The sequence below is a fragment of the Legionella qingyii genome (assembly GCF_003184185.1).
On record NZ_QHJG01000011.1, the window covers coordinates 144,201 to 161,407 of the forward strand.

Sequence of the window (17,207 nt, forward strand, 5' to 3'; positions counted from 1 at the left end):
CCTTTAAGCACCATGTTTACTACACCACGGTGTTGTTTATTTTCGTCTTTACCGTCGTGCATGCTTGACCCCATGAAATGATTTGGTCGTTTTAGTACTTCATGGAGCTTGCTTCCTTCTTCTTTATTTTCTTGAAATAAATGGATTCACCATCTCCGCAAGATTTACCATCACCCCAAATGGATTAACATCTCTTGTCCTTTAGAGGAGAGCGGCGTAATCAATTCTTTTTTGGACAGCAAGGGTATTTCCACCCTTGGGTGAAGATCTCACCGAATAACGGCGAAATTCTTATCTAAAGGCGGAAGCGCCCTTACTGTTTTAAAGTATTGAATTACCTTCGCTAAGCCGTATCACACAGCGAAAATGGGAATCTCTCTTCCTTGTAAAACCTTGTTAATTTATTTTACCATAACCCATACTTGAAATTAGCTCTAAGTTTTAGTCAGTTTTAACGTCCCTATCGACAACGATAAAATAAAGAATAGATAGACTACAATGTAAAAAAACCGTTTTCATTACGCGGTTGGTAGGGCCACGGACGCCAGCAACACGTTTTTGGTTATTAGTTCCTTTACCGACTTATACACTGCGTTTGCCCCTTATGGCATCGCATATTTCGTCAATTGGACCACCGAGCACAACTCCCAATAGAACTAAGTTAACTCAAACAACTACCGTGAAAATAATTTTTTCCTTTTCTCGAGAAACATTAAGTCGGACTCGGAATAAAACTTTTTGAATCCCGACGGTTCCGCTGACAACGACGTCGTTTTCGTAGTGAATAAATATTGTTTAGTCTTATACGTGCGGTTGTCGCGTACATATTTCTCGTACGGTGGAGGGATTTACTTCAGCTTTTTACCATGCGCTTTTGGGACCTCTAACGCCGTGTTGACCTATTTAGTCTTCGTCTTCTTTATTTACGCCGTTAACTAATGTCAATATGGGTATAAAGACGAGGTAAACTACCGGCGTAACCAGCCGTAAACCACCTACATCCTTTAGAACACCCCGTACCCCTCCGGTGATTAAATCGATGGTAGCTCGTCTATCTAGGTTAGATACATATGAAATTAGACTTACTCTAACTAAATTAGTTTAATGCGCGCCGTCGAGCACGTGCACCCAAATTTGGCCTTCTATAATTATTTTATGGACAACTTCATTCGAATGTTTTACTAGGACTCTGGTTCATATTTCGTTGCGACCTAAAACAATTATGGCCAGAATTACGTAGTTGTCCCTGATACCTCGAAGCGCGATAAAACGTGTTATTTCTCATATAAAAACACGGACCGGAAAAACACGTTCACGCTCAACGTTAGAGGTCTGGATTTTTGGTTAATTGACACGGACTATGTCGTTAGGACATACTGGTTTAGCCGAGAATACACAACTGACACCTATTGTTGTTATAACACCATTGTTTTGCCCATTGTAACCCGTCACATCTCTTACCTTACGCACGCCACTGATGTCCTGAATGACGTGTTCTACTGCATTAATAACTACCGGACGTCTTACGCTGAGGACCGTTATTTCAACGCGGTGCCCTGTTCCTGTGTGTTTGTTTCTCATTACCCCTTCGGTTCGTAATTAAATCTAGTCCTGAATGCTTTTGGCGGTCAGAGCAACATTTTTTTACAAAAATTAAGCCAGTAAATCAAATAGATGAAGGAGTAATTTTAGTAAAAATCGAAGCTTGAACCTCTAAGAAGCATTTAAGACATCGCTACTGTCCGCTCGTAACAAGTCTATTAACAATGTTGTACACTCTTTTACCGTCTTACTAAAGATTTAAAAAATAACTCGCCGGATATAACCGTTTGCAATAACGCGAAGAGTAGCACGATAACCCTCGCCATCGACATAAACAAAATGGACATTGAGTTATAGGACGTTAACAAGGGGGTTGGTAAGTCCATTGGTGATGGATAGGTCCACGCCTACGGTTTTGTGAATAATTTTGGCATCGAAACGGATAACTCGTCGTTCACTTACCCCACCTCTTGTACGACATATACGTTAGGTGGTCGTGGTTATTACCATGAATATGCGACTAACAATGAAAACGGTAGCCCTGCCTAGAGTTAAAACGTGTTCATAACCATGTTTTGGCCCATGTTAGTCGTTACCGTGTCAATGGGCTAAGTCACGTTTTTGTCCCACAATACCAGGTCGTTTTTAGATGCCGGTAAAACGTTAAATAATGGGATTGTAGGTTTTTATTACTTATGCTACCCGACAAAGAACTATTAATACGACGTTAATTATACGTTCTACTCAACAGTGCGAATGGACCACAGCCTTTGCACGAATAAAAACCTTGGCCCTGAATACGCTACGCACAAACCGACCTAGGATTTTTTTACAACCGAATAAGTGAATTAGGTTCGCTACACGATGTTCGGTAATCGGCGGTTTTGGTCCTTCAAAGAAGACCTGTTCAACCTCGTGGCGGTTGGCTACCGTTTCGTCGCATGGTTAAATGCCACTTGCAAGGTCCTGTTGAACGACTACAGCTAGTTAAACGGTTATAGTAACACTTTTGTCATCGAGTTTTCGGGTTAGTTTGCCGGTTAGTTTCATCATCACGCGTTTAACATGCATAAGCACTACATCCAGCACACCTTGACCCGAGATTATCAATGTTGGTCCAGCGCTTTGACTTATTGTTTGGCCGCCGACGATAACCATAAATAGTCGAGGGGCCCCGGTTACGCGACGTTCAGCGTTGGCTTCATGCATTTCGTCAACTCTTTTACCGTTTCGTTAAAGGCGGACCTTACCTCATAAGTTAAGGAAAGCTATGTTGGCAAAAGCACTTCCGTAGTCATCTGCTTCATATATTTTGAAATAAGCTTCGCCCATAAAACCAAGACTAACAATAAAACGAGAAAAATGTTTTGCGAGCACGGTGAAACCACGGATGTTGATGCCATGGCCATTGGTAGTAGCCACGCAAGAAACGGTACGACCGTAATCCGATAAGGTAATTGAATGACTGTAATAAACGGGAACAAAATCGTTAGCCCTAGCACCACCTGCTGCGGTAACATTAACAACTCCCCCATTGGGTTGTATAACTTTTTCCGTGCGGTGGGTTTGTTAGCCGTTAATTACGGTACTGCCTTAATTACCCGGGGTAATAACCATAATGCGAACATAATTACCGGCATAAACAAGGACGTCCAAAATACGGACCGAATTGACCGCGCTACATACGGGTCAAACGTAACCAATAACGGCGTTGGCGCAAATAATCGCGCTAATTACGCTACTGGGATTTCGGGTGAGTTACACGAAACACCGAGTTCGGCTATCTGGGAGTCTTTTTCTTCTTGGAACAAAAGGCAAATAAACTATTTATAATGATAGGATATCTTCTATGGATAGAGTCCAAGTAACTGTCCGACCAAGTATTATTATTTAGCCAAACAGAACAACCGGAATGTGACCACTAAAACCGCTAATATCCGGAGTCGGCATAGGGTTGGCCCAAATAAGGTTAGCTTCTAGTCCCGATACGCTACTACTTGCACGTTGACGGTCTACCAAGATCAAACCCCGCATGCCTTCGAAACAACGCGCTAAATTCACTGGTCCATAGATTTTAACTACCTTATCGATTACACTAGTGGTAACTGCCCTAGAGCGAAAATCTATTGTCGCGCTCAGAACGGTTACCGCCCCAAGAAATATAATACAAATTTCTAACCTCACTCGCCCCATTTTTTCTCCTAAACGACCGCTACATGTTTCGCGAATTACGTTAACGGGTTTTTTGGAACCCGCGATTTTAGGACCAATACTAAGGGGGTGGTTAAGTTCCAAACCCGTGCCGCCCGCCGAAAGTTTACGTTCAACTTAACGTTCTGCCAAGGAAACTAATAGTTTTTAATGTTTGTCGATGTCTAGTCAACTAAGCAATACGTTCAGTCGTTGGACTTAATGTTGCCGATTACTGAAGGAAAGCACGAAGTCACGGAGTCGAACGCCGGGGTTAGTTAGCCCAGTTTCGCCTTCGAAACCCGCAACGCCACCCACTACGGAGGCTATGTAATGTTTGGATAGAACCTAGTAGAATACACTTAAATAAAAGTTTTAAGCCTGTCCAAAAGGTCCAAATACACGTCCGCCTGCGTCTGAGCGCGTACTGCTAACCGCTACACGCATTAATAATACATGCTTTATTCAGGCCACTTTACCACGGTAACCCTTGCGACTGACTATACAGTGGATGACAACCCGGCAGGTAATAAAGAGAAATATTAAATATGGGAAGGTCATTATAAATACCACGACGTCGCGGTCCCATGTCGAGGCCAGTTCGGTACGTTCAATACCTCGCTAATCGGTTTGTTCATAATGGACGTCCGCAGAGAATACTTACCTGCTCATGGCGAATAGTCCTTTTTTAACGGCCTTTATACTCAATAATATAAAAATAAAACAGTGACCAAAACCACATAGACTAAAACCGCCCCGTTATACTTCTAACCTAACGGGGCCGCCGCTAAAATAATTCGCACGGTAATCGGAACTAACCTTGCCATAAGCGAAATAGTCGAAATCCGGAACGGTTATTATACATGTGGGTTTAACCTCAGAACAACGAGTAACGAAACCGACGTTTCTTGCGATAAAATTAGCAACTTCACCGTGCTCTTGTCGTACTCGAAGTATTATTTAGCTAATACCTTCGACGTCGTTAACCACGGTTTTGCGCAAAAGCGGGCTAAAACTACTGAAGAAAACGCAAGTAAGAGCCCCATTACGGTAATCATAAACGTTGTCCACGACCGCGGTTACGCGCCGCGAGTTAACCGTAACGACATACGTCGCCGTACAACCGTAGCTGAACGGAACGACATCAAAAACAAGGACGTAAAAAACACTACGACGTTTGGACCGTACTCTTTTCTTTTTATTTCTTTTTTAGGTTATTAAAACTTGGTTAATTATGTCTATTAATTCTTTAAGAATTCGATTTCCCCGATATGAGTTAATTTCTCATTTTAGACTCTCCAAAAAGGGATACGGCTGGGGACTTTATGCACGCTTTAATGTTCGATAGATAAACGTTCGCGACGTATGACGTCGTTTCCTATATATACGACGATTTTGATTCTACTTAGGACTTATAAAAGGTTACCTAGGTGTTCCGGCCCAATAATAACTACAAGTTGAATCGCGCCTATTAACCTTATTATATATATTTCTAATAGAACGCGATGCTCTCTAATTAGTTCTGCTTGTTAATGTCCTTAAACTACTACAACTGCGTAAATTTTCTCTTAAGGTGCGGGAAAATCCCGTAGGATAAGTCCTCTAATGAAGACAATCGAAACTAAATGTTTGGAGTAGGGTCGATTTTAGTGGAAATCTAAGATGTGATTTCTTTTTCAATGGGGTTTTATTTAGAGTTCTTTAAAATGTCCGTATAGTCCCGAATCGGTTTCCGGCGTAGTAATCAAATGTGGTCCTTTGGGTAAAAGTACGGGTAAATTAACCCGCCTACGAATTTTGACGCCAAGTACGACTTCCGGCACTGATATTACTATGACTTAAAGTTGTTCCATATCTTCGACGTGAAAGATCCGAATTAGGAATGTATTACTTCAACGTTCGCCTGCGTAATTTTTTTCGCATACGGTTCCGATTATTTTCTCGGGGTAAACTAGTCCTCGTTAAACGTTGATGAAATTTACGACTCGAACTATTCCGGTCTTTGTTCGATAACGGCATATAACGATTTTGTTATGCACAACTTCAGTAATACCGCTGACCTTAAGTTAAACTACGTTTATAGTGGTCCGTAAATAGTTTTGTAGATCGTCTTCGTTGGTGACGGTCGCGGTTACTAAAGCAAGTATAGCTATTTCCTTGTCCCAAGTAATCGAAATAGCCACGGTCACTCGTATGGAGCGTAGTAGTCCTTAACCCACTTTCGGTAAATCGTCTAGCGTACTACATAAGAGTGGTAGACAATCCTCTACTACATCATGGAAATAGAGTAGCAGTTGTTCAAGCGCAAGGAAGTGACCGCCATTTTGTTGATGTAGGGTAGTGCGTTTTCGAAAACGTTGTCCTTCATTTCGTTCCATTTTTGTAGCTTTCGTTTCTACTAAGGGATCATTTATTCCTTTATTGCTTTGAACTGGGGTTTTTATTCGAGAGATTTTTTCTTGCTCTAGTCTAAACATTTCTTATATATTGTTATTTATTTGAGGAACAGTTTTTTATAGGGTTTCGTGAGATAAGCCTACTTTTATATTTTACCCGAAAATTGCTCGACTAACACTTACTATGCCAACTTTTTGAGGCAATAAATGTTCTATTTATAGTTGATCCACCTCTACAAGCGTCCAGTCGCCCTAGAGTCAAAGGGGTTCGGAAATAAATGTTAGATATATGGTGGAATTTATTCCCGTTAGGACGACCTTAAATACTACTCTCGTTTTTATTCGTTTCAGTTTCACGCCTTGTGTAAAACCGTCGCCGCGTACGCATGTTAGCTCGGTTAGGAGATTTTGGAAATACAAATCAGGTTTTATAGCGGCAATTACCAACCCCGGTACTCGACAGCTAAGTACTATTTTTAAGCCTCGAACATTTACTTCGGCGGAACTACTGCGTTTACCGAAGAAACGTATGATAAATACTCTAATAAGCCCTATTTTTACTATCTTTCGCGCAACTTAGTAACAAACGACTTATGCTAGTGAAAGAACGGGAACTAATACCCGGAAGAAAAATATCAATAGAGTTTAGTCTTTTCGGACTCCAAAACTGTTGAGAATTAGTGGATGTTTCGTCATACTGTCAAGGACTGCGCCGTGGTTCAAGACTCAAAGTTACCCTCCTCGTAGCACGCCGCTAACATCTATTACATTTCCAACGATATCAAAGGGATAAGTTTCTCCCACGTAAACCGGTAGTACTCTTACCCAAGTGGATGGTTCGAAATAGTCATAAACGCCTTTTCCGTAGATAACCACCGACATTCTCGCGTTTGCTTTCCCGCGTTCGGCAGTTACCAGCACAGAGATAAGAACTAAAACATTCAAACCTATTAAGTCGCGCGCTCTCAGAAAATTTCTCCATAGAAAGACTGTGCCTTCGTCTCTCCGAATAATTAAATCGTTTACTCAACCTTTGCTCATAAATAACATTCTTATGTCGTCTATATTGGTTCTTAAACCTACGCGAGATACTCCGAAATTTGGAACTTCCCAAGGTTCGGCATTAATCAAAATAGCTAGTCCCGCCGGTACGTTTTAATCCGTGCTCTTGATCATAAAAGAGACTATGATTATTACGACTTTGTCAATGATGGGTACAATTTTTACGCAGCTTTACCGTTACGGTATTTCCCAACTGACTATTACATAATTCTCTCAAAACACCCCATCTTTTCTATTCAATAAACTCACTTGAATTCTGACGTCCATTCCGGTAAGAACCCTATCGTCATCCACCACGTAATTAACTTCGACCTCGAAAACCATAACGTCAACAACCGAAACCAGATCGACAAAGTCGTAAAGGAGGTCAACGATAACGCTAACCGCATCCTCGTCCTCAACGTCGACCTCATTATCGCGACCAAAACGACCCACTAAAAGAGATATCTGAACGATGCTTTTTAAGGCGAGTTTTTCGAGCTAAACTTCTTAATGTTTTTTCTTTGTAATGTAATTAACTTTACTCATTGGTCTTTTTTGGCCTTCGCCTAGTTCTAGGATCTATACCGGTTCTTCTCGTTCGATTACGACCTTTACGTTCGTCACAAGGTCATCCGTTTACCGCTCTGTGCTTTAGACGTATATAAGGGCTATCTTTACCCGGACACTAAAGTTGGAGGATACGTTTCTGACAAAATTTGCTTCCTTCTCTTAGTGTTTTTCTACATAATCTAAGATGGCAACCACGGGCTTGTAAAGCCTACCTATCAAGTCCTCCTCTTCTAAATACTAAAAGAGAAAATTACATGGATAGTTTATATTTGTTGAATACATCGGACCCACTTCGTTTCGCTTTGGGTCCCAAAGGACGGTTATTGAGAGGCCCAAGACCGATATAACGAACTATAGGATTGATGTTTCTAGGGATTAGAAGACGAAATCAAGATGTCTATTAACACAGTAGCCGTTACATCGGTTCCGGCGTCAAACCATATTTGCGAAACAAAGCCCTAATAGATACCTCAAGTTTACGTTGCGCTACCAAACTTATAGCGGAGAACGGTCACCGGGACACTCACAAAGACGCTATACAAATCAAACGTCATTCAATAGTTCTAAAGGAACGTAATTTAAGTGGTAGTAGACAGCCGAAACGACCGATAATTACGGCCGCAAGTCTTTATTAACAAGTGACGTCCGACGATTCCATTAATTTATCAAGCTTCGGTACGTCCGACGTCGTACTATCCGACGAAAACGAAGCCCTAATTACCATTAATCTACGCGCGGGTTGACGCATTTTCTCGCGAAGTTGGTGAGTGTATGAAGGTCTAGAGGAAGATTCTATGTCAGCTGAACGAATTTACGCCACCCAAGGTCCATTAAACAAAATTTGCGAAAATTTCCTACTTTTGAGCGGTGCTTTGTTGGAACAAAGGAATTTCCCCGTTCATTACGGCTCGACTCATGCGGCGACGATACTTACTGTTTTGACGGACCAAAATTTCACTATGACACTCGATTTAACAGTTGTTGTAAGAGTTACCGCAGTAGTAATGTTGTATAGGTCCAATAGAGACGACGTCCATTCACTCGGTAAAACAGCTAATGGACGGGTTTTGGGTCGAGAACTACACGTAAAACACATGAAAGCTTCGACGCTAACGTTTACCTTTGACTACACTAGGCGACACGAAATTTATCCCGATTTCGCTATAAAAATGGATTAGCTGGGCGAGGATACTCTAACGTAAAGTATAAAAAAGAACGGACATTTAAATAGTTATCAAGTAATGGGTGATTTTTACGTTAAAATCGTTTTTTAATAGTGGTAAGCTCGTTAATAACCTATATTATGAGAGTTAAACAGTACAACTCTTTACTTAATACGGAATATAGCATGTCCCTTTGCGTGTTGTTTACAAAGTCCGTAAACCTGTCCTGACCCGATAACGTCTTGTTTTTCTACCGTGTTCTCAATAAAGATCCCTTCAGTAATTAAAGGACCCAAGATACGGCGTTCGTTATTCTGTAAATTTATAAACCGTTTTTGTTCGTAGTCCTTTCGTAATAGACGCCCCGTTATACTGACGCCCATTAAACCAGATAAATAAACCGTAGCTGGGAGAGTTCTTCTTTCTACTTTCGGGTCTCCAAATAGTACGATTAAAATAAGCAGTCCTAAAGCGGATATAACTACTACGCCCTCTTCTGACACCGGAGCAGCAGTACATAGCTTTCCTACTGGGGTTTGTTACCCATTAGCCGAATTACTCTTTTCCGGTACGTGATGGAGTCCTGTCTCTTTAATAGACACGTCGCTCAAAACTAAATGTGGGTAAATAATTTCGCGGACTAAGGCCCGAGTGTCAAAGGAGATACGGGAGAGAACTCGACAATAATTTAGTCCAAGCTAGAGGAAACGGCGTAAAAAATAATGTTTGTCGGCAGTTACGTCTATTACCTTAATTAAATGCGGAAGTTGCACAACGCGACAACTACGCTGTCGATGTTCCTCCTGTCCTGGGGCGCTGTTAACCATGAAGTTAAGGAAAATCACTTGAATTAAATAGACGGTATAAACGTCTCTTAGGTCGAGACCTAAACTAAGAAGTTAGGTTTTATGAACTATTTAAATGCAATGGACAACCGCATTAGTTACTAGAAAACAGTGGTAGGTCGGTTAACACATTCCTTTAAGATTTTTAATTCAAGTGGTTCTTATACGCCTAATTAGTCTCAAATAATTTCTAGTAGTAGTATAAAATACTTGTTCCCTAAGAACTCGTTTTGGCGCTCGATGATCCCTTAAACCTCAAATAATTGTTCAAGTCACCAAAATACACCCTATTCTGCGTTTAGTTCGACGAGGGGAAAAATTAAGTTGTTTTGATAGGACTTCTAAATTAGGCAGAATAAAATAGATTACTTCATATAATGGTTCACTATCTGGCGAACCATTGTAATCTCAGCCGTGAATGCCATCTACACGGCTTTAAGAAATTGCTAGGATGTTTTGATCCCCTTAATTTTAAATAAGTAAGGGACGTACTACTTCTAACATTCTCTTAAACAAACTAAAAAACCCATTTTCCTAGAAACAGACGCTTATTTATAGTTCTTTATTAGCTACGTTGTTTGCTTATAGGTAACAACCGAAGCTGGGACTAACGATATCTAGTTTGTTTTTGAATGTCATAATTTCCAGACCTCTTTGAACGCAATCGAGGGGCGCTGGTAAACTTTCTTAGTTAAGCGATAGTAAAACTCCTTCTCAAGTTTTTAGACGTACTACAAATACGCGCAAATACGCGCAATAGTCAGGTACTCGACCTTCGACGCTCATTACGCGACGAAGATAATTCCTTTAGTCCCCATTATTTTGGACTTAGAATAGTACCTCGCTATCTTTTATTAGTATTCCCCGTTCGGAATGCAGACAAAAATGGCGTCAACCTCGTATAACTCCTCTCGTGAGCTTTCTATAATTATCTACAAGACCTACAACCACATTGTTTACCCCAGTGCCGAGATCCGTTTTTCTATGAAGTTTAATGTCTAGGTCCTGTTAACCGAAATCGATGTGCAAATCTTCTCGCTAAATAAACACAGTCCGTTTACGTTCTAAATCTAAATTTCGCGTTTTTACTTTACCAACTTAATCGCCGTTATCTTCTCTCACTTCTTCGGTTCGCAAAAGCTGTGCAATAATACGCACACCTTCGTGTTACGCTTTATTAAGTACATGCAAACAGGCTCCGATTGAGTATATCTGGGTACGAACTGTTTACCTTCTTTCGTCTTTTTCTTATGTCCTTTTTTAATATGTGATAGTGAATACTACGCGAATACTTAGGACTACAACTTCATGCAAGGTTTAATTTCCGTCGGCTTTTCTTTTAAGAACTATAACAGCTAGGGTTTTAGCTCAGTCTATAGATATTTCGGTATTAACAGGACCGATTATAACACTAATCACAGACAAGAAAAAATCCCCGGTTACCTATATTTATGGTGTTTTGACCTTTAAAAACCAAAAAATTAGTTTGGGCGAGTCCTCTTCTCTATGCGCGAGAACTATTTCTTTAAGAGTTCGAATATCTCGGTCTCTTTTGTCTACTTTTACCTTAAACCAGTAAGTAAGGTACAAACGTTTACTCAATTTGTTCACATCGGCCATTGACGATGTCGGAATCGGGCTCTTGAATAGAGGGAGGCCCGATCCCGTAAGAAGAACGTTCTCTGGTGCTGATTGGACTTGTCAAGATCCCTTACTGTCGGATTTAAGCGGGTTTTAATGAGGTAAGCAACAGATTTTTATAAAAACCTTGTCTTGACGGCTTGGGGTAAAATAGAAAAAACGTTACCTTGGACTTTTTGATTTAGTAGGATTCCTCGAATTCTACTACCTAGAGGACTCATCCCGTTTATGTGATAAAGTATTTTTAATACGGTATAGGTCCGCTAGGAATAGAAGCAAATCCTACTTCATAGAATTCGCGATTCGCGAATTTTTTATGGGAAATTTACTTACTCTTCCGACCTGATAAAAAAAGAAGGCAAAGCCTAAGTGACCCAACTCGATTACTCAATTCCTTCAATACTGCAAGTCCGAAAGAGAAAAAGTCACCACCACCACGCTGATATGGATTGAAGAGTTAAACAACTCCCAAATTAAGCACGAGACCTTTATTTCCTCGACCGGCAAAACTTCTGCGTTTATTGGCATTGCTGCCTTAAGGCTTACGCCCTTTAGAACACCGCCGGACACCGCTTAGTGACCTATTGTCTCGACCATACAAACTGAGTAGTCCATGAGGTAGAAGGCGTTTAAAATCGGAAGAATGAAAACATAAGAGTTATTCACCTAGTAGTAATAGTGGGTGTCGCTTCGCGGACCCAGAAAGATCACGCATCGCGTGAGAAAACCAAAGTCGTAAAACGAGAAAATTTGAACTGCAATCGCGCTACAAAAGGCGTTTTCAACAATTGGTCAAAAATTATGACCGTTAGCTCGTAACCACTCATGGATAACAAAATGGTAATACTAGATTGAGTAGCTATTAATCTTGAAGTCCATTTAACTTACCTTCCGTTCAGAGTAATTATTGTTCTTAACGATCTTAGGTAAATTACCTTAGTTTACTTCCTGCTTTTAGTGGTGAAAATACTAATTAAAATTAATTTCACCTTATCAGAAGTGATTTTTTGTTTAACGGTCGCCAAAATGTTTTCCGGACTAAAACACCCCTCGGACAGTAAAACTTTACACGTCCCCGCAGTCCTCGTAATGATACACTGAGAGACCGTTTGGTCCGATTAAATAAATTTGTCTGTTCTATCGCATTTTGTCCTCAAAGGAGAGGAACAAAGTAAAGACAATTATTGACAGGATCTCACCGATCGCTTACTTATTCTATGAGCCTTCATGCCCAATAGAAAAAGTTTAATAACCTCACTTTAAATAGTAAAACTAGACCACCACATCTCTTTTCAACAAGATCGAAGCTAACGTATTTTTAGCGGATAATAGTTATTCTATACAAATTTTTCCGCGCATAAAATGGTACTCTCGGTGATAAATTGGTTATAAAACTAGTATAAAAAAAGATTTGCCAAAAAAATACGGAAAACGAATAAAAGAACACTACCGTACGGACGCGTAAATTACTGCTGTTGAATTATATAATAACTACGTCATACGAAAGGGTCTTAGGACGGACAAGACGTATTTTAACCGCCATCGCTATGGTCAAGAGTAGAAACTCGTTTTCGAAAAAATACCCATTCTTCGTACGCTTTTTATCTAATTTTATGTTCCACGCTCACTTTATGTTTTGAAGTGCCTAGCGACTGACGCCGCCGGATACACGGTTACCGTGGTACTATTCAATATTATTTTTTTCGATTTGTTGTAGTATACTTTTTGAAAGGAAATCACTACACCAATAGCGAACTTAGAATGACAAATCAAAGGAACAATAGACAAACTTTTAATAAGAACTTGAATAACTTATAAAGACGAATTATACTTGATAAGATTTCCTGCTGACACTAAATTACCTAATTTGTATACCCTTAAGGTTTTTCCCGCGACTCTGTAGCGGTTGAGTGAATAAGATGTTTTTGTCGATAGAGCCTATCAAGAGTAGTTTGTAAAGTACAATCAAAACTTCTTCTACCACAATAGTTCTTCCGGAAAAAATTTTTTAATCTTGGATTTTTAGTGATAGGACTTAATAATCGGTTTTATTCACATCGGTGAAGTAGTAAATTTGCAAATAAGGTTCCTTTTTCTAGACGACTTCTCGCAAACCATAAACTCCTCATACTGTAACTTAATGACAATCTGTCATCACTTAGCTCATTATGTGATTTTCTGTTGTGTGAAATATAATTTGATCTAGTTGTTCTAAGCGAATTTATATAACAATTCTGAGGACTACCAAGCTATTTTTTTCTGTGCTAAAGTTATTTCCTATATGTTCTGAAATTAGAACTCAACGGAAATTGTCATCTCGTTGAAGTTAGCCATTTCTCAGTATAGGACCTTTAGTGTAGTTTTTCCCCGGTGTGGGTTCTATTTAATTAGCCATGCAATAGATAACCACATCTCCTAAAATTCGGAAAAGTAAAGCGATTTCTTCCGTAAGGATATTTATCGAGGAATTTCCTTGTTCAACGCGGGTCACACTTTTGTGAATAACTCTTTTTGTAGTACCTCGAAGACGAACCGTCTACCAAAGAACTACTACTACTACGCGTAGGCGTATTGGACTCGGATCGACCTCTATAGCTAAAACTATACAAAAAAATAACCAAGTGATAGATATACTTTCTCGGTTCTAGTCACTAACCTCAAGGATTTTTCGTACAATGAGATTGGCAAGTACTAATACTCCGAAAAGGGTTGCAAGTCCTCAGGTACGGAATAGTGACCGGTGGAATAGTTGTAGGTCCCGTTCATTGATAAGGCCATTAGCATGGACCTCATGTTCTCGTCCGAGAATTTGATAATGGTTTTCGGATACGTCTGGGTCAACTTAAACGTGCAAACCGAGTCTTAAGACACCGCGTTCTTGTTTTCGAGCGGCGTCGAAATTTTCGAAATAATTGTAAGGTCGGACTCCATGTTGCATTTGCAAATTGTCTCGAGAAACCGCTAGACGGAAATTTAATGCGGAGGAATCTACTCTGGCTGGGGTCGAATTCCCGTTTTATACTTCTCGACATAGGAGCAAAAACATTACTTCTCTGCTTGTTTTCCAGTAAACAACTAAAATACTACCTAAACATAGTCCTTGTAATACTATTAAATATAGCTCAACAGCGGAAAATATACCCTACAAGACTGTTACCGATACCCTATGGTAATAGTGGGTGGATAAACCGAGAAATAGTTTTCGGAAGTAAAATAGCATTGCATCTCCTTACCCAGTTTTTCCTTTTACTTTGTTGGATACGGTTTCTTCTCTGTGAATTTATACTAGAACCGCTTAACGTTTTTGCAATAGTGGTTCAAACCGCACTACGTAAATGAGGTTGATATTTTCTTAACTAAATGTCAAGTATGTCTGATTGCTTACGTAATGAATTTCTCCGATGGTTAGGTGGTATACATGTTTAGAGGCTCGACCAATCGTTTTTTCGATGGCTACTCTGCAATTGGTCGCGCACCCTCAATAAACCTTTAGAGGGAAATGAAAGACGGCTGTGTTAACTTTGCTTCTAATCACAACTATCCCTGTCATTCAACGCACTACGTCATAATAGCTACCAGCGTAAACAATTACTCAAAGCACGATAATGTTTTCGAATAATACTTTTCCTTGCTTTCCTAGAAAGTCTTCTTCTGTTAGAGCTTAAAAGTTTATTTGATTCGAATGAGGTAGTTTGCATATTGAATTTTTAAGCGGTTCGAAATCGTTTATGTTGTTGAGTACGACGACTTAAATTATTATAGCGGAGTTCGGAGTTCAACTACCGTCTTGTCCAGTTAAAGGTTAACGTAAACTGGTGATGACTACTCGAATACCTCTTTCGTAATGAACGTCAATTTTTTCTACATAATGGAAAATGCGTACTTCTACACTTTTTTGTTATAACACTAAGTAATAAACAAACCCGTTTTTGGTAATTCGGACTCCTTAATCTCGCAATATAGTTGCTATAATATCTATTTTTTATACGAGGAAACGACGGAAGCCACAGTAAGGCAGTTTCCCGGCTTGGACACTCTGTTATAAATTTCTGTTCGCCTTCACTTTCACCACTATTAGCGAACCGAATATAAAATTCAAGTCCTTGGGTTCTATTACCTCGCAACTTGTGGGTCGAATATGATCCCGAATGGGGAGAATACAATGTTTTCGTAGGATATGGTTCATAACTAGAACGTTAGTCCCTCTTCTCAAAACTTTTCCCGTAGCGACTAAAGTGCTCGCTACATCATAGAAAACGCTTTCTTTTGTTCGCTAAATGAGTAGGAATATCACTACCTCCGTAGTTGTACCACATATTCCGCTAAATACTAACCCATCTATGTGATTGATGCTTTAGTAAATTTTCGAATTAATTAAGATGTAATTGTTTTATACTCAGCTTTTGTACCCCTTCGGAATATCCACATAGGTCCTCTAGCCTTCATCTTTCAATAAATCTTCCTTTAACATTAAGCTTTCGTGACCGGTACTAGAAATACTTACCTCCACTCCGCAGTTGTAATTTACTCACAAACAAACAGTTTTATAATCTGTGTTAATTTTCCCTTCAGAGATTTATGGGCCACTACGACGTTCTCGGTTTTATAGTTCATCAGTGAGTCAAATTAAATTTACTCGTCGTATTTCGCAAAATAGAACGATTAGACTTTATAGTAGTACTTTGCTAAAGACGAAGCGTAGCAGTCAATGTTGAATGGATGCCTCTACGATCGTTATCATTCCTTGGATGTGGTGATATAAACACTGGTAACCTTCATATCCAATACTAAGGGAAAAAATTTTTGCGCCACTCTCAAAGCGTACAGAAAACTAAATTATTTTTGTAATGGAGTTATGGACTAAGGAGTCGTACCAGAATGTCGAGAACGCCCAACAAACCGACTACATTTTTTACAGTTTCAATTTTTAATATAATAAGTTGCTAAATATTCTTTTATAGTCCAGTTATACTCACTCCGGGACTAGCTTCTAGGGTGGCGTATGAGAACAAAATTACTAAAAAAATAGGCGGTAGACTTTGGCCTTACATCCGGATACCGGGTACGTCTGTAGTAGAGCGGACATCTACCAACACAATCGCTCGATCCTAGATATCTCGTTCCGGTTAATTAAGTCCGTTTTCCAGTAATGATAAGACAGCGTCTAGAAAATCGTACGTTATTATTCCACCGTAGAGTTAAATAATTACCTACAAAACGATGCAACATAAATAGTGGGTTTCTAATAGTAGCCCAGGTATACGGATACCTACGACTTTAGCATAGCTACTGGATATAAGGCCCCCGAAATAAAAGTCAAGTCGGAAGTTGGCAAGCCCAACACGGTTTTAATAAACGCGCATTACGAGCTGACCGTTAGAAAAAAAGATGGTTTCATCCAGGATACCACTACCACTACCAACCGCGTTGATATCAACCTCGCTATCCTTGGTCAACCGTACCCCTGTAGTTTGCCTCATTCCGGGCGTAACTAAAACTTATGTTAGTCCTATTTCTTGTTTACTACTACCGAGTTCCGCTACTTTACCCGATGAAATTTAATCCGAGTTGACAACAGAACAACAAACGTTTACCGCGTGTTCAGGTAACCGTACTTCGAAATTTTCGTCCTTCTTGTTATGCAAACCCGCTCCGTAAACCTCTTTAATTTATCCACGGTTTTCGACCTCTAAGAAGCAGCGTTTGAGAAGTGCTGCTCCACCATGTTTTAGATCCGACCCACGTCGCGTGGCGCGGACTCTCTAGGAGTGTTTTAAATCGGTATCACTCCTGAGAGAACAACTCAGACTTATCGT

At 39.9% G+C, this 17,207-nt stretch carries 2 protein-coding genes; both read right to left on the reverse strand.

Features of this window, described 5'->3' with window-relative positions:
- Nucleotides 1-1,344: 1,344 nt before the first annotated feature.
- Nucleotides 1,345-1,581 (reverse strand): hypothetical protein, encoded by a 237-nt coding sequence (locus tag DGG96_RS20650; RefSeq protein ID WP_133249327.1) that lies wholly within the window; start codon nucleotides 1,579-1,581, stop codon nucleotides 1,345-1,347.
- A 1,229-nt stretch (nucleotides 1,582-2,810) separates the two neighbouring features.
- A complete protein-coding gene (locus DGG96_RS08420; RefSeq protein WP_110142285.1) occupies nucleotides 2,811-3,062 on the reverse strand; it encodes a hypothetical protein in 252 nt (83 codons plus the stop codon).
- Nucleotides 3,063-17,207: the final 14,145 nt, after the last annotated feature.

Coding starts and splice junctions, on each gene's coding strand:
- DGG96_RS20650 (WP_133249327.1), bottom strand. CDS start 1,581: ATGAGAAACAAACACACAGGAACAGGGCACCGCGTTGAAATAACGGTC.
- DGG96_RS08420 (WP_110142285.1), bottom strand. CDS start 3,062: ATGTTACCGCAGCAGGTGGTGCTAGGGCTAACGATTTTGTTCCCGTTT.